Consider the following 15884-nt stretch of genomic DNA (forward strand, 5'->3'; position numbering starts at 1 on the left):
CAGTAACGCGCAGTCGCTACGTCATGGGCATTTGCCTCAGCACTGGCTGTCCAGGCTCTCGGCCGCGAAGTTCTTGCCTTCAGTGCGCACGAGCTCACGCAGGCACACTGGCGTTTTGCTGCTGATGGCCCGGTCGAGCAATGCGTAGTCCATGCGACGCATTTGCCCGGCCTGCATCCAGACCGTGTTGCCCTTGCCGGTATGCAGGCATACGGCCTCGTCACCACAAGCCTCGTACTTGGTGATCAGCGACATCACGCTTTCCGGCCCCGTACCCGCGAGCGCTGCAACGGGTCCCGCAGGGGTGGAGGCTGTTGAGGCGGACGGCACAGGCTGAGCCACCGTCCCCTTTACCTTGGCCGCAGCTTCGGCTTCGGCCGCACCCGGGCGGCAGTCTTCCAACTGGCCCCTGTCATCACGCAGCGTGGACCACATCGAGTACGCGAACACGCCGGCATCTGAGGTTTTCTTCAGCCCGATCAGGCACACACGCGCACCCGCAGTCAGGTTGCTGCGGGTCTTCTCACGGGATTCGTCGGTCGTGTTCGGCCCGGCCTTGATCATGTACAGCACGCTGCCCATGAGGTCATCGGCCTGCCCAACAAAGCAGAAAGCGTCTTGTCGACGGCAAAACTCGGGGTCCTTTTCCCACTTGAAGCCATCGATGGTGACCGCCCTTCGCCAGTTGCCAGTGGCTGCCAGTCGGTCGATCTCTGTTTGCTTTTGCTGCTGCTCTTTGGCCGCCTGGGCTTTTGATTCAGCAGCACTCTTGGCTCGTTGCTCCGTGAAGGCCGCAACACGCAAGTACTGGATCGAGCCGTCGACATCCACGTTGGTGCTGGCCACATACTCGTTGCTGCCCTCCTCCTTCTGAACCTGGTAGGCCAGGGATTTGCGTATGGGCTCCTGGGTCAGCGGGACCGCGTTGCGCTGTTGAAGGTAAAGCACTTCATTGCGGATGACCTCGGGGTACAGCGCGTCCCGCCGCCCCGAGAGCATCGCAAGAGCACCGAACAAGCTGGGGTTCGGGTTGGTGATGAACTCGTTCATCGTCGCCACCCTGTCGGGCTGGATTTGCATGACAAAGGTGGTCTTGCAACTGCGCAGCTTGAGCTTGTCGTCGTAGGCCGTCACCGTTGGAGTTTCCAGCGTGAATGAGGCTAGGTCCTTGCTTTTTGAAGGGTACTGCTTGAGGTGGGCGTCGTGAGCCTTACCCACCATCTCAAGGATCGAGCTTGTCACCTTGGGATCGTTGCAGGCAGGGGCTTCGGGAGCACACCCGGCGAGCAGCATCAAGCTCGCGAGCATGCATGCCGAAAGCCATCGGCGGATAAGTCCGTGTGAATGCCTAAACATGATCAAGTTACTCCTACGTTTCGAATCGCGCGCTCGCAAGCGCTCTGTATTGGTTGCGGATTCAATTTCACTAATGATGTATTTGAATATCTTTTGTCGGCACAGAAAATCTTGCACTCGAGACGTGCAGCGATCTGCGCAACTATGCGCGGCAAACCTCTAATGATATTCAAACACCGTGGTTTTAAACACATCTTTTTCCAACCATCGGTTGGATGCCTGCCTCGCCTGCCAAGTCCTCCACTCCCCCACGCCTTCGCTCGATTTTCGCCAAGAATGTTCGGATGGCGCGTATCGCTGCGAAGCTCTCCCAGGAGAAGCTGGCACTTGAATGCGGGCTCGATCGAACATTCATCGGGAGCCTTGAGCAAGGCATTCGCAACATTTCCATCGACAACATCTCGTTGATCGCTCAGGCGTTGAAGATCCCAGCACATGAGTTGTTGCATCCTCAACTGGCCGAGCAACGCGGCTTCGATACGAGCTTGACTCGAGCGCCTCGCTCTGCCAATCGCTCTGCTCCAGTTCGGCGACGAACGACCAAGGGTCGTTGACATTCGATTTCGTTGCTGGATTTTCATCAGTACTCCTCTGGCAAGAGCAACGTCGATACGCTGCGGTCTGCCTCGGTGATCACCCAGATCCGATCGCCAGTCAGGTCTGCTTGGCTCTGCGTGTCGCCTTTCTCGCCTGCAGCTCGCAACGGGAGGCGGTAAACAGAGAGCACGCGCGAACCGTGGGTGAGAGCGTCTTCGTTGGTCTGTGCGTCTTCTGGATCGCACTCACCCCAGTCGCCGGTGACATGACGGCCCAAGAGGGCGAACGGGTTGGTCTCCGTTCGCTGCATGAGTTCGATGGCGCCAGGAGTGGCGACGACGCGGCCGAGCGCGAAACGCGGCTTGCTGTTGGGGTTGATGTAGCCGTACAGAAAGTTCTTCATGGTTGAGTGCTCAAAGTGACGTGCCCATGCGGCGGCGCACCTGGCCTGCGGGGCGAGGTGTGCGTGCTTGAGGGGCGCAGGGTTTACGGGAAGAAAAACAGCCGCAACGGCCACCGGGAAAATCGGCGCCTATTGCGGCTGCTTGCTACAGGTGGCAGGTCCACCTGACACGGGCACCGGCTAGCCTAGCTTTCGCTGGCAGGCCTACACCCGTAAACCAATTTTATACCAAATTCTGGACTTTTTGTCCATTATTGGACATATTTCCCGGATTCCCCGTGAGTTCGATGCCATAAATCGAGGGGCGGGAACCCAGCTGCGGCATCGAGCTAGGCCTAAGGAACACCAAGGACGACGATTGGCAGCGCTCAACTGAATATGAGCGAAAACTGGTAGACCAGCGTACGGCCGCCGCAAAGTGGGGCGCCCCAAGCAAAAAGCTCCTGTAGCAGTCCCTGCTACAGGAGCTTCGGTTTGGCGGAGTGGGCGCCGCCGGTCCGGCTCGCGCGGGGCGTGGCCCAGGAGTCACCTAGTAGGCTTGCCCCAGGGAAGCTCCCTTGCAGCCGCACGAGGTTCGCAAAGTCGGCTTTGCAGGCGGTTGGCTCGCAAGGTACAAGCCTCGCCGGCCCCCATAAGCCGCGGGGCGCTGGCGGCGCGGGCAAGGCGCCCATCGGTCCACGCATCAGCCAACCCCAGCAATTTAGGGCACATCTAGGGCACGGGCGCCGCAAATGACAAAGGGGTTAGCAACTACTACGCTGCTAACCCCCGTCAATACTGGTCGGTGTGAAAGGATTCGAACCTTCGACCCCTTGCACCCCATGCAAGTGCGCTACCAGGCTGCGCCACACACCGAAGCCCGCAATTATAGCCGGCTGAAATCAGTGTCCGACGGTCAGGAGCTCACGAATTTCAAAAAGCTCGCGCCGAAGGTGCAACAACTGCGACAGATCGACCGTGCGCGGTGCGGCCGGCTCGGGGCTGTCCTGCACGGCGGCATCGAATTCTTCCTGGTCGATCTCGATCGCCTCCATGCCTTCGAGCGGCACTTCGCCAGACTTGCGGCGATCGCGCTCGCCCTGCACGAGCTCCTGCAGCTTGTTGCGCGCACCGCTGATCGTGAAGCCCTGGTCGTAGAGCAGGTCGCGGATGCGGCGGATCATGAGCACCTCGTGGTGCTGGTAGTAGCGACGGTTGCCGCGGCGCTTCATGGGCCGCAGCTGCGTGAACTCTTGTTCCCAGTAACGCAGCACGTGCGGCTTGACGCCGCAGAGTTCGCCGACCTCACCGATGGTGAAGTAGCGTTTGACAGGAATCGGCGGGAGCGCTTTCTCCATTATTTCCATTGAAATCAAGACGGTGCGCGGCAAACCTGAGAGATTACTCTACGCAACCGCCGAGCACCAAGCACTATTCGGTGCCCAGGCTCCACTCGACTTCGGATGAGCCGCTCTGCTCGATGCTTCCGTGAATCTGTTCCTTGAGCTTGGCACTCGCATGGAACGTGGCGACGCGACGTTCGCCGATCGGAATGGCTTCGCCGGTGCGCGGATTGCGGCCGGGCCGAGGCGCCTTCACGCGGATCTGGAAGTTGCCGAAGCCCGAGATCTTCACGTCCGTGCCTTCGATAAGACTGTTGGCCACGAGCTCGAAGAACGCCTCGACCATGTCCTTGGACTCGCGCTTGTTCAGGCCGATCTGCTCGAACAGCAGGTCGGCCAGGTGCGCCTTGGTAAGCGCCGGCGTTTCGAGGGCCTCGAGCGTGAATTCGGCGGCGTTCATCTTCATCCTCTCAAGCGGCCGCCCAGCTTGGCGCCCAATTGTTCGACGATTGCACGGACTGCGGGCTCGACCTGCTCGTCGGTGAGGGTAGCGCTGTCGCTCTGGAAACTCAGGCGCACCGCCATGCTCTTCTCGCCCTGCGCCAGTGCGCCGGGTGCCGCGACGGCACCTTCGCGCAGCGGCTGCGGACGGTAGATGTCGAACAGCGTTGCATCGCGCAGCAAGCCCTGTGTGCCCGCGGTCGAGCGGATCGCTTGCATCAACGCGTCGTGGGTGACGGCCTCCGCGACCACGATGGCAATGTCTCGCTCGACGGCCTGGTGCTTGGGCACCGGCTGCGCCACCGGCACGGGGCGCGCCGTGACTGCATCGAGGTCAAGTTCGAAGAGCACGGGTGCCTGCGCGAAGTCCCACTTCTGGCGCCAGCGCGGATGCAGTTCGCCGACGAAGCCGACGGCCTTGCCGTCGACCGAGATGCGGGCCGAACGGCCGGGGTGCAATGCGGGATGCTCGGCCGGCTCGAAGCTCGGCACCAGCGGCGCGAGCAGCGCCTCGACATCGCCTTTGACGTCGTAGAAATCGATGCGTTGCGCCTTGCCGTCCCAGCGCGCTTCTTCAGCATCGCCCCAGGCAAGGCCTGCCACGCGCATCGGCTGGTTCACGCCGCGTACCGTGCTGTCGGTGGTGACGACGCTGTCGTCACGCATGAACACGCGGCCCAGCTCGAACACGCGCACGCGCGGCGCCTTACGGTCGAGGTTGAACTTGAGCACCTGCAGCAGCGAGCCGAGCAGCGACGAACGCATCACGCTCATCTGGCTGGCGATGGGGTTCAGCAGCTTGACGGGGTTGGCATTGCCGGCGAGGTCCTGTTCCCAGTGCGCCTCGACAAAGCTGAAGTTGATGGTTTCCTGGTAGCCCAGTGCCGCGATGCTGCGGCGCACGGCAAAGCGGCTGCGCTGCGCTTCGGGCCGCACGCGGGCGGTGATGGGCGCGAGCGGTGCGGTGGTCGGCAGGTTGTTGAAGCCGATCAGGCGCGCGACTTCTTCGATCAGGTCTTCCTCGATCAGCAGGTCGAAGCGGTGCGGCGGCGGGGTCACGGTCAACGTGCCTTCGCCTTCGGTGATCGCAAAGCCGAGACGGCTCAGCGCATCGGCGCATTGCGCCTGTGTCAGCGGCATGCCGATCACACGCGCAGCACGCGCCACGCGCAGCGTGACAGGCACAGCTGCGGGCACATGCAGCGTCTGGTCGTCCATCTTGCCGGCTTCGCCGCCGCAGATTTCGATGATCAACTGCGTGATGCGCTCGATGATCTCGACGCTGCGGCTCGGGTCCACGCCGCGCTCGTAGCGGTGACCCGCATCGGTCGAGAAGTTGAAGCGGCGCGAACGGCCCTGCACGGCTTCGGGCCACCAGAACGCGGCCTCGACGTAGATGTTGCGGGTGTCGTCCGAGACGGACGTCGCATCGCCGCCCATGATGCCGGCCAGCGATTCGACTTCGCGGTCGTCGGCGATCACGCCGACCTTGTCGTCGACGGTGATCGTGGTGCCGTTCAGCAGCTTGAGCTGTTCGCCCGCCTTGCCCCAGCGCACCGTGAGGCCGCCATGAATCTTGTCGAGGTCGAAGATGTGGCTGGGCTGGCCGTACTCGAACATCACGTAGTTCGAGATGTCGACCAGCGGCGTCACGCTGCGCTGGCCGCAACGCGCGAGGCGCTCGACCATCCAGGCGGGCGTGGCGACGGTGGTGTTCACACCGCGCACGACGCGGCCGGAGAAGCGGCCGCAGAGCTCGGGCGCTTCGACCTTGACCGCCAGCACGTCGTTGAACGAAGCGGCCACGGGGGCGATGGCAGGCGTCTTGAGCGGCGTACCGGTGAGCGCGGCGAGTTCGCGTGCGACACCGTAGACGCTCAGGCCATGCGCGAGGTTGGGCGTGAGCTTGAGGGTCAGCAGAGCGTCGTCGAGCTTGAGCACATCGCGCACGTCGGCACCGATGGGCGCATCGGCGTCGAGCTCAAGCAGGCCGCCGTGGTCCTCGCTCAGTTGCAGTTCGCGCGCCGAGCACAGCATGCCTTCGCTTTCGACGCCGCGCAGCTTGCCGAGCTTGATGAGGAAAGGCTTGCCGTCTTCACCCGGCGGCAGTTCGGCGCCGACGAGTGCGCACGGCACCTTGATGCCGACGCGCGCATTGGGCGCGCCGCACACGATGTTGAGCAAGGCGCCCTGCCCCGCGTCGACCTGGCACACACGCAGGCGATCGGCGTTCGGGTGTTGAGCGGCTTCCTTGATTTCGCCGACCACGATGCGCGTGAAAGGCGGCGCTACCGGTCGGCGCTCTTCGACCTCGAAGCCGCCCATGGTGAGCGTTTCGGCCAGTGTGGCGCTGTCGAGGGGCGGGTTGCAGAACTCGCGCAGCCAGGATTCCGGGAATTGCATCTCTTCGATCTCGATCTGTTTTTCTGGTGTGGAAAGGGCGTGTCAGTGGATCACTGGAACTGCGAGAGAAAACGCAGGTCGCCGTCGAAGAAGAGGCGCAGGTCGTTCACGCCGTAGCGCAGCATCGTGAGCCGGTCGGGGCCCATGCCGAAGGCGAAGCCGATGTAGCGCTCGGGGTCCAGCCCCATGTTTCGCACCACGTTCGGATGCACCTGGCCCGAACCGGCCACCTCGAGCCAGCGGCCGGCCAGCGGGCCGCTCGCGAACTGGATGTCGATCTCGGCGCTGGGCTCGGTGAACGGGAAGAAGCTCGGGCGGAAGCGCAGCACGAGGTCGCTGCGTTCGAAGAAGGTGCGGCAGAAGTCGGTGAAGACGACCTTCAGGTCCTTGAAGCTCACGTTCTCGCCGAGCCACAGGCCTTCGCACTGGTGGAACATGGGCGAGTGGGTGGCATCGCTGTCGACACGGTAGGTGCGGCCGGGGGCGATCACTCGGATCTCGGGCGCCTTCACGGTGCCGGTGGTGTCGGCGGCAGCAGCGGCGAATTCGGCCGCGTACTTCTTGATGTGCTGATGCGCATAGCGCACCTGCATCGGGCTGGTGTGCGGACGCAGGTTGTAGGGGATGCCGTCGTCGCCGTTGAGGTCGACGTAGAAGGTGTCCTGCATCGAGCGCGCAGGATGGTTCGGCGGGTTGTTGAGCGAGGTGAAGCTGTGCCAATCGCTCTCGATCTCGGGGCCGTCGGCCACGTCGAAGCCCATGCTCGAGAAGATGTCCTCGATGCGCTCCAGGGTGCGGCTCACGGGATGCAATCCACCGGGAATGCGGCGGCGGCCGGGCAGGCTCACGTCGAGCGCTTCGGCACGCAGTTGCAGCGAGAGTTCTTCGTCGGCCAGTTGCTGGCGGCGATCGGTCAGCGCGGACTCGATGGCCTGCTTGGCCACGTTGATCGCGGCGCCGCGGGACTTCTTCTCTTCGACACTCAGCGCGGCCATGCCCTTCATCAACTCGGTGATGCGGCCCGACTTGCCGAGGAACTGGGCCTTGGCGTTTTCGAGCTCGGCGGGCGTTTTCGCTTCGGCAAAGGCGGCGCCTGCGGTGGCTGCAAGGGAGTCCAACTCGTTCATGGCAACAAAAATCTTCGAGGGGAAATAAAAAAGAGCTGGAGCCTTTTCAAGCGCCAGCCCTTGAGCCGTGGGCGCAGGAAGCTGCCCGAAGGCAGCACCCTGCTGTGCAGAATCAAGCAGCCAGCTTGGCCTTGACCTGCTCCACGATGCCGGCAAAAGCGGCCTTGTCGTGCACGGCGATGTCCGCAAGCATCTTGCGGTCGATCTCGATACCGGCCTTGCGGATGCCGTTGGCGAACTGGCTGTAGGTCAGGCCCAGTTCACGCGAGGCGGCGTTGATACGCGCGATCCACAGCTGACGGAACACGCGCTTCTTGGTACGGCGGTCACGGTAGGCGTATTGGCCTGCCTTCATCACCGCCTGTTTGGCGACGCGGAAGACATTGCCACGGCGACCGCGGAAACCCTTGGCGAGTGCGAGAACTTTCTTGTGGCGGGCGCGAGCCGTTACACCACGTTTGACGCGAGGCATGTGTGTACTCCTTGTTCGTCTGAGTTAAATGCCACGGCCGGGCAGCATGGCGGCGACAGAAACCATGTTGGTCTCATGCACTGCGACTGCACCACGGAGGTGACGCTTGTTCTTGGTGGTCTTCTTCGTCAAGATGTGACGCTTGAAGGCTTGACCGCGCTTGACGGTGCCACCGGGACGAACGCGGAAACGTTTTTTCGCGCTGCTCTTGGTCTTCATTTTGGGCATGTGAATGCTCCTTTAGTTTGTGCTCGTGAGGCGCCGCGGATACTCCACGGACTTGTTGGCCCCGAGACACTTCTTTATCTCGCCCCTGCCTGCGCTTCTTTCAAAGCGCCGGCAACGGCGAAATCCCTTCAAAACCTCGTCTGCTGCAAAAGCCTCAGGCGGTTGCCGCGGGCGCCGTTGCCGGCGCAGCGTCTGCTGCCGGCTTGGGAGCACCGCCACCGGCCTTCTTGCGGCCCGGCGCGATCATCATGATCATCTGCCGGCCTTCCAGCTTCGGGAATTGCTCGACCATGATCAGGTCGCCCAGTTCGTCGCGGATGCGCTGCAAGAGTGCCAGACCGAGTTCTTGGTGCGTGATCTCGCGGCCGCGGAAGCGCAGCGTGATCTTGCATTTGTCGCCCTCTTCAAGAAAGCGCTTGATGTTGCGCATCTTGATGTTGTAGTCGCCGTCGTCGGTACCGGGCCGGAACTTGATTTCCTTGACCTCGATGACCTTCTGCTTCGACTTCGCCTCGGCCGCTTTTTTCTGCTCGTGGTACTTGAACTTGCCGTACTCGATCAGGCGACATACCGGCGGATTGGCCGCCGCGACGACCTCCACCAGATCCACATCGGCCTCGCCAGCAAGGCGCAGGGCCTCCGAGAGACTCATAACACCCATTGGCTCGTTTTCCGGGCCTACAAGGCGGACTTCCGGGGCCATGATTTCCCGGTTCAGGCGGTGTTGGCGTTCCTCGCGGTGGCGGCGGTCGCGAAATGCAGTAGCGATGGTCAGAATCCTTCAAAATTTGCTACAAAATCTGTAGCGAACGCCGGGCAGTCCTCGCGGACAAGCGGCACGACTTGGCTGGGAAACATATGGGGTGTTTCAGAGACAAATCAACGCTTGTCGGCAACATCCTGGACGAGCCGTTGCACGAACGATTCGAGGGACATTGCTCCGAGGTCTTGATTGCCCCGGGCGCGCACTGCGACGGCACCTGCTTCCTTCTCCTTGTCGCCCACGACGAGGATGTAAGGGAGCTTTTGCAACGAATGCTTCCGTATTTTATACGTAATCTTCTCGTTGTGCAGATCCAGCTGAACCCTAAGCCCTTGATTTTGCAGCGTTTTCGCAACTTGCGCAGCGTAATCGGCCTGCCCTTCGCTGATATTGAGCACTGCCACCTGCACCGGAGCGAGCCATGCGGGCATCGCGCCGGAGTGGTGTTCGATCAGCATGCCAATGAAGCGCTCCAGGCTGCCCACGATGGCGCGATGCAGCATCACGGGGTGCGCGCGGCCGCTCGATTCCGTCACGTATTCACCGCCCAAGCGCTCGGCCGTGTTGAAGTCGACCTGCATCGTGCCGCACTGCCATTGGCGACCGATGGCGTCCCGCAGCGTGTATTCGATCTTCGGGCCGTAAAAGGCGCCATCGCCCGGCGAGATGATGAAGTCCACCCCCGAGCGGCGCAGCGATTCCATCACCGCATGCTCGGCCTTGTCCCACAGCTCATCGGAGCCCACGCGGTTCTCGGGCCGCGTGGCGACCTTGTAGAGGATGTCCGTGAAGCCGAAGTCGGCATAGACCTTTTGCAACTGCTCCGTATAGGCGATGCATTCGTCGAGGATCTGGTCTTCCGTGCAGAAGATGTGACCGTCGTCCTGCGTGAAGCCGCGCACGCGCATGATCCCGTGCAGCGCACCGCTGGGTTCGTTGCGGTGGCACTGGCCGAACTCTCCGTAGCGCAGCGGCAGATCGCGGTAGCTGCGCAGGTCGCTTTTGAAGATCAGCACGTGGCCTGGGCAGTTCATCGGCTTCAGCGCGTACTCGCGCTTCTCCGACTCCGTCGTGAACATGTTGTCGCGATAGTTCTGCCAGTGGCCCGTTTTCTCCCACAGGCTCTTGTCCAGAATCTGCGGGCCCTTCACTTCCCAGTAGCCCGTGTCGCGGTAGATGCCGCGCATGTACTGCTCGACCTGCTGCCAGATCGCCCAGCCCTTCGGATGCCAGAACACCACGCCCGGCGCCACTTCGTCGATGTGGAACAGGTCGAGTTCCTTGCCGAGCTTGCGGTGGTCGCGCTTCTCGGCTTCCTCGATGCGCTGGATGTACTGGTCGAGTTGCTTTTTGTCAGCCCAGGCCGTGCCGTAGATGCGCTGCAGTTGCTCGTTCTTGGCGTCGCCGCGCCAGTAGGCGCCGGCCAGCTTCGTGAGCTTGAAGACCTTCAGGAAACGCGTGTTCGGCACGTGCGGGCCGCGGCACATGTCGACGTATTCCTGGTGGTAGTAGAGGCCCATCGACTGCTCGTCTGGCATGTCCTCGACAAGACGGAGCTTGTAGTCCTCGCCGCGCGACTTGAACACCTCGATCACCTCGGCACGCGGCGTCATCTTCTTGACCACGTCGTAGTCCTGCGCAATCAGTTCGCGCATGCGCGCTTCGATCGCCGCCATGTCCTCGGGCGTGAACGGGCGCTCGTAGGAGATGTCGTAGTAGAAGCCTTCGTCGATCACCGGACCGATCACCATCTTCGCCGTCGGGTAGAGCTGCTTGACCGCATGACCGACCAGGTGGGCCGTGGAGTGGCGAATGATCTCGAGGCCCTCGTCATCCTTGGGCGTGATGATCTGGAGCTTGGCGTCGTGGTCGATGACGTCGCTGGCATCGACGAGCCGGCCGTCGACCTTGCCGGCCACCGTCATCTTGGCGAGGCCAGGGCCGATGGACTGGGCCACTTCGGCCACCGAAACCGGGCCAGGGAACTCGCGGCGCGAGTTGTCGGGGAGCGTGATCTGGATCATGTGAAACCTCGGGAGAAAAACAAAAAAGCGCGGTGAATGCCGCGCTTTGCTTGGTTGGGAGCTGGAAGAAACCAGCGAGCGCGGGCTACCGGCCCTTTCCTTCGATCGCTTCGAAGAAGAAAAAGCCGCTGAATCCTTGCGGAGTAGTTCGCGGTGTCATAACCAAGGTGCCTTTCTCGCTCTTGTTGAGTGCAGAGGCGGCGATTCTAACTTCTGCCCGCCGGGGCCGTGCCCCCTGCGTTCTCGAGCCCCTGCGCTTGGCCGGGCCGCCCACAAAAAAGCCCGGCGCATGGCCGGGCTCGAAAGTGTCCGCGAAAGGTGTGTCGCAGATCAGTGGAACTGTTCTTCTTCGGTCGAGCCGGTCAGCGCGGTGACGCTGGACTTGCCGCCCTGGATCACGGTGGTCACATCGTCGAAGTAACCCGTGCCCACTTCCTGCTGGTGCGACACGAAGGTGTAGCCGCGGTCGCGCGCCGCGAATTCGGGCTCCTGCACCTTCTCGACATAGGCCGACATGCCGCGCGCCACATAGTCCTGCGCCAGGTCGAACATGTTGAACCACATCGAGTGGATGCCGGCCAGCGTGATGAACTGGTACTTGTAGCCCATGGCACCCAGTTCCTTCTGGAACTTGGCGATGGTCGCGTCGTCGAGGTTCTTCTTCCAGTTGAACGATGGCGAGCAGTTGTAGGCCAGCATCTTGCCTGGGTGCACCTTGTGCACGGCTTCGGCGAACTTGCGGGCGAACTCGAGGTCGGGCGTGCCGGTTTCGCACCACACCAGGTCGGCGTAGTAGGCGTAGGCAACGGCGCGGCTGATGGCCTGGTCCATGCCCTTCCTGGTCTTGTAGAAGCCTTCGGCGGTGCGTTCACCGGTCAGGAAGGGCTTGTCGTTCTCGTCGTAGTCGCTGGTGATCAGGTCGGCAGCTTCCGCATCGGTGCGGGCGATCACGAGCGTCGGGGTACCGCAGACGTCGGCAGCCATGCGCGCTGCGATGAGCTTTTGCACCGCTTCGGTCGTGGGCACGAGCACCTTGCCGCCCATGTGGCCGCACTTCTTGACCGAAGCGAGTTGGTCTTCGAAGTGCACGCCGCCGGCGCCGGCCTTGATCATGGCCTTCATGAGTTCGAAGCCGTTCAGCACGCCGCCGAAGCCGGCTTCGGCGTCAGCCACGATGGGCGCGAAGTAGTCGGTGTAGCCCTTGTCGCCAGGGTTCACATTCTTGGACCACTGGATCTCGTCGGCGCGGCGGAAGGTGTTGTTGATGCGCTCGACCACGGTCGGCACCGAGTCCACCGGGTACAGCGACTGGTCGGGGTACATCGAGGCGTAGCTGTTGTTGTCGGCGGCAACTTGCCAGCCCGACAGATAGATCGCCTTCACGCCGGCCTTGACCTGCTGCATCGCCTGGCCGCCAGTGAGCGCGCCGAGGCAGTTGACGTAGGGCTCGTTGTTCACGAGTTCCCAGAGCTTCTCGGCGCCGCGGCGGGCCAGCGTGTGCTCGATCGGGAAGGAGCCGCGAAGGCGCACGACGTCGGCGGCGCTGTAGCCGCGCTTGATGCCCTTCCAGCGCGGATTGGTGGCCCAGTCTTTTTCGAGGGCGGCAATCTGTTGTTCGCGGCTCAGTTGTTCTGTGAGGGTCTGGGGCATGGTCACTCCGTGAGGTTGATTGAGGGTTGGGCGCTGCGGCCTTGGAATCAACTGTAATCGGATCGCAGACTCTTATGTCTTATAGAAGACATATTTTTCACTCAACAGAATCAATGGGTTACGCGAATATTTCTCAATGCAAAATTATTTTTCTCATATTGAGAAAAAATATTGCGCCGCAGCAGTCAAACATTCCACGATGTGCAATCAATCTTTCGGTGGTGAAAACGCCGGTGATTTCTTCGCGGCATGTGCGATCCAGTCGCCGTCCCCGATCACCGGATGGTCCCCAATCCGCGAAGGATGGATCTCGTAGACCAGGCAATCGAACCACCGCGCACCAACCGCCACGCGAACCTCGCGCTTGATGTACTCGCCCGAATCGTCCTCGGCCACTTCTTCCAGAAGATCGAGCGCCGCCTCGACCGCAGGCTCGATGCGGTAGACCTCGCCCTTCACGCGCCCCGCGCCGCCGAGCACGATGCCCGGATAAGCGCCGAGGTCGTGCAGCGCCCCGGCAATGCTCGCTTCTCCGACGAACACAGGCGCTGGCCGGAAGCGCGCGATGTCGTTGCGCCCATTCCGGCGCAGCGTGCCGTAGACAAAAACGTGGGGCATCATCGAATCCGCTTTCTTTCGCAACAACAAGAACTTCAGTCTATTGAACTCCGCTGCCCCCGCATCCGGCCGCCTCGTCGCCTACGGCTGCCTGGCCTTGAGCATGTCGCTCGTCGGCGCCTACGTCGCCCTCTCCAAGCCCCTCGTTGCCGCGTTCCCGGTGCTGCTGCTCGCATGGCTGCGCTTCGGCATCGCCGCACTGGCCATGCCTCACTGGCTCAAGCGCGGCGCGGACGAACCGCCGATGACGGCACGCACGCGCTGGCTCGTCTTCCTCGAATCGTTCCTCGGCAACTTCCTGTTCTCGATCTGCATGCTGTACGGAGTGAGCCTGACGAGCGCGGTGTCGGCGGGCGTGATCATGGCGTCGATTCCCGCGGTGGTCGCGGTGGCGAGCTGGCTGTTCCTGCGCGAACGCATCACGGTGCGCATCGGTCTGGCCATTGCATGCGCCGCGCTCGGCATCGGCCTGCTGGCCCTCAGCCCCGCGCATGCGCCTGCATCGCCCGATGCGGCCAGCTCATCGTCGATGCCGTGGCTCGGCAACCTGCTGGTGTTCTGTGCGGTGCTGTGCGAGACCGCCTATGCAGTGATCGGCAAGTCGCTCACCGGCCGGCTCGGCCCCAAGCGCATTGCGTCGCTGATCAACCTCTGGGGCTTCGTGCTCTCGACGCCCTTCGGCATCTGGTTCGCGTTGTCGTTCGACTTCGGCGCGGTGCACGGCGGCATCTGGGCCCTGCTCGCGGTCTACGCACTCGCCGCGAGCATCTGGACAGTGTGGCTCTGGATGACGGGCCTGCGCCATGTTCCCGCTGCGCAGGCCGGTGTTTTCGCAGTGATGCTGCCCGTCAGCGCGGCCCTCGTGGGCGTGCTCGTGCTCGGTGAAAACCTCTCTTCGCCACAGCTGCTCGCATTCGCGATTGCACTCGTGGGCGTGGTGCTTGCGACCTGGCCTGGGCGCCGAACGTGAAAAACGAGGCTTCTCCCCTCTGAAAAAACAACAACTCCCAATGAAAAAACCGTTTTTTCCCTTGGAAACGCGTTTTTTCTCCTTTAGCATCCGCATTGCCACTGGAGACGCAAGTTTTTCATTGGTGAATGTTCAACCAAAAAAGGAAATCAACCATGGCAACTGCAAAGAAGGCTCCGGCCAAGAAAGCTCCGGCAAAGAAGGCCGCCCCCGCAAAGAAGGCTGCGGCTCCTGCGAAGAAGGCTGCACCGGCAAAGAAGGCCGCTCCCGCGAAGAAGGCTGCTGCTCCTGCGAAGAAGGCCGCACCGGCGAAGAAGGCTGCTCCTGCAAAGAAGGCAGCTCCCGCCAAGAAGCGCACCCCCAACGCTGCGTTCATGAAGGCCCTGACCCCCAGCCCGGCACTCGCCGCTGTGGTCGGCTCGACGCCTCTGCCGCGCACCGCTGTCGTGAGCAAGCTGTGGGACTACATCAAGAAGAACAATCTTCAAGACAAGGCCAACAAGCGCAACATCAACGCCGACGCCAAGCTGAAGGAAATCTTCGGCAAGGCCCAAGTGTCGATGTTCGAACTGGCCGCGCTGATTGGCAAGCACGTCAAGTAAGCGCCCAGGGGCCTTGCGCTCCTGAATCAAGAAGCCGGCTCATGCCGGCTTTTTTTTCGCCTGCGGCAAGGCCATTTCCTCCTCGAAGAAGCGCGCTGGCGTACAGCCGAAGTTCTTTCGGAAGGTTTCGATGAACGCGCTCACCGAGCTGTAGCCGACCGTCAGCGCCACCGTCGTCACGGCCTCGCCGAGGCTCAACAGCTCGACGGCTTTCAGCAGCCGCGACTGCTGCCGCCATTGCGCGAAGCTCAATCCGGTCTCGACGGCGAAGCGGCGCGTGAGCGTCCTGCGCGCCATGCCGATGCGATCGGCCCACTGGTCGATGGTGTAGTGCATCGCGGGATCGTTCGCCAACGCAGTGGCCATCGCAGCGAGGCGCTTGTCTTGCGGCATCGGCAGATGGAGCGAAGGCTTGGCGCTCGCAGCGAGTTCGTCGAGCAGCACACCGACAAGACGCGCACGACGCTCATCGAAGGCAACCGACGATGCATCGAGCGATATCAGCCGGTCGACCAGCGCCTGCACCAGCGGCGTCGTCGCAAACACATGCGGCCCGACGGGCAGACCAACCGCCATCGCCGGGTCGACATGCAGGCTCCAACCCGCCGTGGCGCCGAAGCTCTGCGCCGCATGCGCGCAGCGCGGCGCGATCCAGCCGATCCACCCGGGCGGCTGCACCCAGCGCCCGGCAGGCGTCTCGATGACCTGCAGCCCCTCGCGCAAGGCGAACAACTGCCCCGTCTCGTGCGCGTGATAGCCCGTGACGCGTGGCGCCTCGTAGGCGTTGATCCAGAGCCTGACCGGCGCTTCAGCTGCCATGCCTGGCCCGCCGGAGGTATCGATTGGCCCCGCGCCGCAAGCCGCGAAGCGCGCCGCTGCCTAGCATCGAGTCCATCTTCACAACACCT

Annotated in this window: 16 protein-coding genes and 1 tRNA gene; 3 read left to right on the forward strand and 14 right to left on the reverse strand. The window is 62.5% G+C overall.

Annotated features, from left to right (window positions below; translation table 11 throughout):
• Positions 1–36: 36 nt before the first annotated feature.
• Positions 37–1296 carry a hypothetical protein gene (locus M2282_RS03440; RefSeq protein WP_280807378.1) on the reverse strand — a complete coding sequence of 420 codons (1260 nt, stop codon included), beginning with the start codon at positions 1294–1296 and terminating at the stop codon, positions 37–39.
• 344 nt (positions 1297–1640) lie between these two features.
• On the opposite strand from M2282_RS03440, the gene M2282_RS03445 reads away from it, so the two are divergent.
• Positions 1641–1910, forward strand: a complete 270-nt coding sequence (locus tag M2282_RS03445) for a helix-turn-helix domain-containing protein (protein WP_348541722.1) — start codon at positions 1641–1643, stop codon at positions 1908–1910.
• Positions 1911–1936: 26 nt separating this feature from the next.
• Here M2282_RS03445 and M2282_RS03450 read toward each other — a convergent pair whose 3' ends face one another.
• The 12 genes from M2282_RS03450 to M2282_RS03505 all read right to left on the reverse strand — a co-directional run bounded on the left by M2282_RS03450 (position 1937) and on the right by M2282_RS03505 (position 13407).
• Positions 1937–2296: a type I restriction endonuclease subunit M gene (locus M2282_RS03450; protein WP_280807380.1), complete on the reverse strand. Its 360-nt coding sequence runs from the start codon at positions 2294–2296 to the stop codon at positions 1937–1939.
• Between the two features lie 778 nt (positions 2297–3074).
• Positions 3075–3151: transfer RNA gene (locus tag M2282_RS03455), tRNA-Pro, on the reverse strand.
• A gap of 26 nt (positions 3152–3177) precedes the next feature.
• Positions 3178–3633, reverse strand: a complete 456-nt coding sequence (locus M2282_RS03460) for a MerR family transcriptional regulator (protein WP_280807381.1) — start codon at positions 3631–3633, stop codon at positions 3178–3180.
• 73 nt (positions 3634–3706) lie between these two features.
• Entirely contained in the window at positions 3707–4078 is a 372-nt protein-coding gene (locus M2282_RS03465; RefSeq protein ID WP_198784729.1) for an integration host factor subunit alpha, read from the reverse strand.
• A 2-nt stretch (positions 4079–4080) separates the two neighbouring features.
• The gene (gene pheT / locus M2282_RS03470; RefSeq protein ID WP_280807382.1) at positions 4081–6522 is read right to left on the reverse strand and encodes a phenylalanine--tRNA ligase subunit beta; all 2442 of its coding nucleotides are present in this window, start codon (positions 6520–6522) and stop codon (positions 4081–4083) included.
• A 50-nt stretch (positions 6523–6572) separates the two neighbouring features.
• Positions 6573–7649: a phenylalanine--tRNA ligase subunit alpha gene (pheS, locus tag M2282_RS03475; RefSeq protein WP_280807383.1), complete on the reverse strand. Its 1077-nt coding sequence runs from the start codon at positions 7647–7649 to the stop codon at positions 6573–6575.
• A 112-nt stretch (positions 7650–7761) separates the two neighbouring features.
• The gene (rplT, locus tag M2282_RS03480) at positions 7762–8121 is read right to left on the reverse strand and encodes a 50S ribosomal protein L20 (RefSeq protein WP_007832499.1); all 360 of its coding nucleotides are present in this window, start codon (positions 8119–8121) and stop codon (positions 7762–7764) included.
• 24 nt (positions 8122–8145) lie between these two features.
• Positions 8146–8349: a 50S ribosomal protein L35 gene (gene rpmI, locus M2282_RS03485; protein WP_007832497.1), complete on the reverse strand. Its 204-nt coding sequence runs from the start codon at positions 8347–8349 to the stop codon at positions 8146–8148.
• A gap of 154 nt (positions 8350–8503) precedes the next feature.
• Complete coding sequence (infC, locus tag M2282_RS03490) at positions 8504–9127, reverse strand: translation initiation factor IF-3 (protein WP_124459578.1); 624 nt, start codon at positions 9125–9127, stop codon at positions 8504–8506.
• A 101-nt stretch (positions 9128–9228) separates the two neighbouring features.
• Entirely contained in the window at positions 9229–11136 is a 1908-nt protein-coding gene (gene thrS, locus M2282_RS03495; protein WP_280807384.1) for a threonine--tRNA ligase, read from the reverse strand.
• Between the two features lie 330 nt (positions 11137–11466).
• Positions 11467–12786, reverse strand: a complete 1320-nt coding sequence (gene aceA / locus M2282_RS03500; protein WP_280807385.1) for an isocitrate lyase — start codon at positions 12784–12786, stop codon at positions 11467–11469.
• Between the two features lie 207 nt (positions 12787–12993).
• A complete protein-coding gene (locus M2282_RS03505) occupies positions 12994–13407 on the reverse strand; it encodes a gamma-glutamylcyclotransferase family protein (protein WP_280807386.1) in 414 nt (137 codons plus the stop codon).
• Between the two features lie 40 nt (positions 13408–13447).
• On the opposite strand from M2282_RS03505, the gene M2282_RS03510 reads away from it, so the two are divergent.
• Positions 13448–14374 carry a DMT family transporter gene (locus M2282_RS03510; RefSeq protein WP_280807387.1) on the forward strand — a complete coding sequence of 309 codons (927 nt, stop codon included), beginning with the start codon at positions 13448–13450 and terminating at the stop codon, positions 14372–14374.
• A 155-nt stretch (positions 14375–14529) separates the two neighbouring features.
• Positions 14530–14976 (forward strand): SWIB/MDM2 domain-containing protein, encoded by a 447-nt coding sequence (locus M2282_RS03515; protein ID WP_257861102.1) that lies wholly within the window; start codon positions 14530–14532, stop codon positions 14974–14976.
• 39 nt (positions 14977–15015) lie between these two features.
• Here M2282_RS03515 and M2282_RS03520 read toward each other — a convergent pair whose 3' ends face one another.
• Complete coding sequence (locus M2282_RS03520) at positions 15016–15795, reverse strand: helix-turn-helix transcriptional regulator (RefSeq protein ID WP_280807388.1); 780 nt, start codon at positions 15793–15795, stop codon at positions 15016–15018.
• Positions 15796–15884: the final 89 nt, after the last annotated feature.

Source organism: Variovorax boronicumulans (assembly GCF_029892485.1).
GTDB lineage: Bacteria > Pseudomonadota > Gammaproteobacteria > Burkholderiales > Burkholderiaceae_C > Variovorax > Variovorax boronicumulans_B.

Coding starts and splice junctions, on each gene's coding strand:
- M2282_RS03460 (WP_280807381.1), bottom strand. CDS start 3,633: ATGGAGAAAGCGCTCCCGCCGATTCCTGTCAAACGCTACTTCACCATC.
- M2282_RS03465 (WP_198784729.1), bottom strand. CDS start 4,078: ATGAACGCCGCCGAATTCACGCTCGAGGCCCTCGAAACGCCGGCGCTT.
- M2282_RS03515 (WP_257861102.1), top strand. CDS start 14,530: ATGGCAACTGCAAAGAAGGCTCCGGCCAAGAAAGCTCCGGCAAAGAAG.
- rplT (WP_007832499.1), bottom strand. CDS start 8,121: ATGCCTCGCGTCAAACGTGGTGTAACGGCTCGCGCCCGCCACAAGAAA.
- M2282_RS03505 (WP_280807386.1), bottom strand. CDS start 13,407: ATGATGCCCCACGTTTTTGTCTACGGCACGCTGCGCCGGAATGGGCGC.
- M2282_RS03520 (WP_280807388.1), bottom strand. CDS start 15,795: ATGGCAGCTGAAGCGCCGGTCAGGCTCTGGATCAACGCCTACGAGGCG.
- rpmI (WP_007832497.1), bottom strand. CDS start 8,349: ATGCCCAAAATGAAGACCAAGAGCAGCGCGAAAAAACGTTTCCGCGTT.
- thrS (WP_280807384.1), bottom strand. CDS start 11,136: ATGATCCAGATCACGCTCCCCGACAACTCGCGCCGCGAGTTCCCTGGC.
- pheS (WP_280807383.1), bottom strand. CDS start 7,649: ATGAACGAGTTGGACTCCCTTGCAGCCACCGCAGGCGCCGCCTTTGCC.
- pheT (WP_280807382.1), bottom strand. CDS start 6,522: ATGCAATTCCCGGAATCCTGGCTGCGCGAGTTCTGCAACCCGCCCCTC.
- M2282_RS03450 (WP_280807380.1), bottom strand. CDS start 2,296: ATGAAGAACTTTCTGTACGGCTACATCAACCCCAACAGCAAGCCGCGT.
- M2282_RS03445 (WP_348541722.1), top strand. CDS start 1,641: ATGGCGCGTATCGCTGCGAAGCTCTCCCAGGAGAAGCTGGCACTTGAA.
- aceA (WP_280807385.1), bottom strand. CDS start 12,786: ATGCCCCAGACCCTCACAGAACAACTGAGCCGCGAACAACAGATTGCC.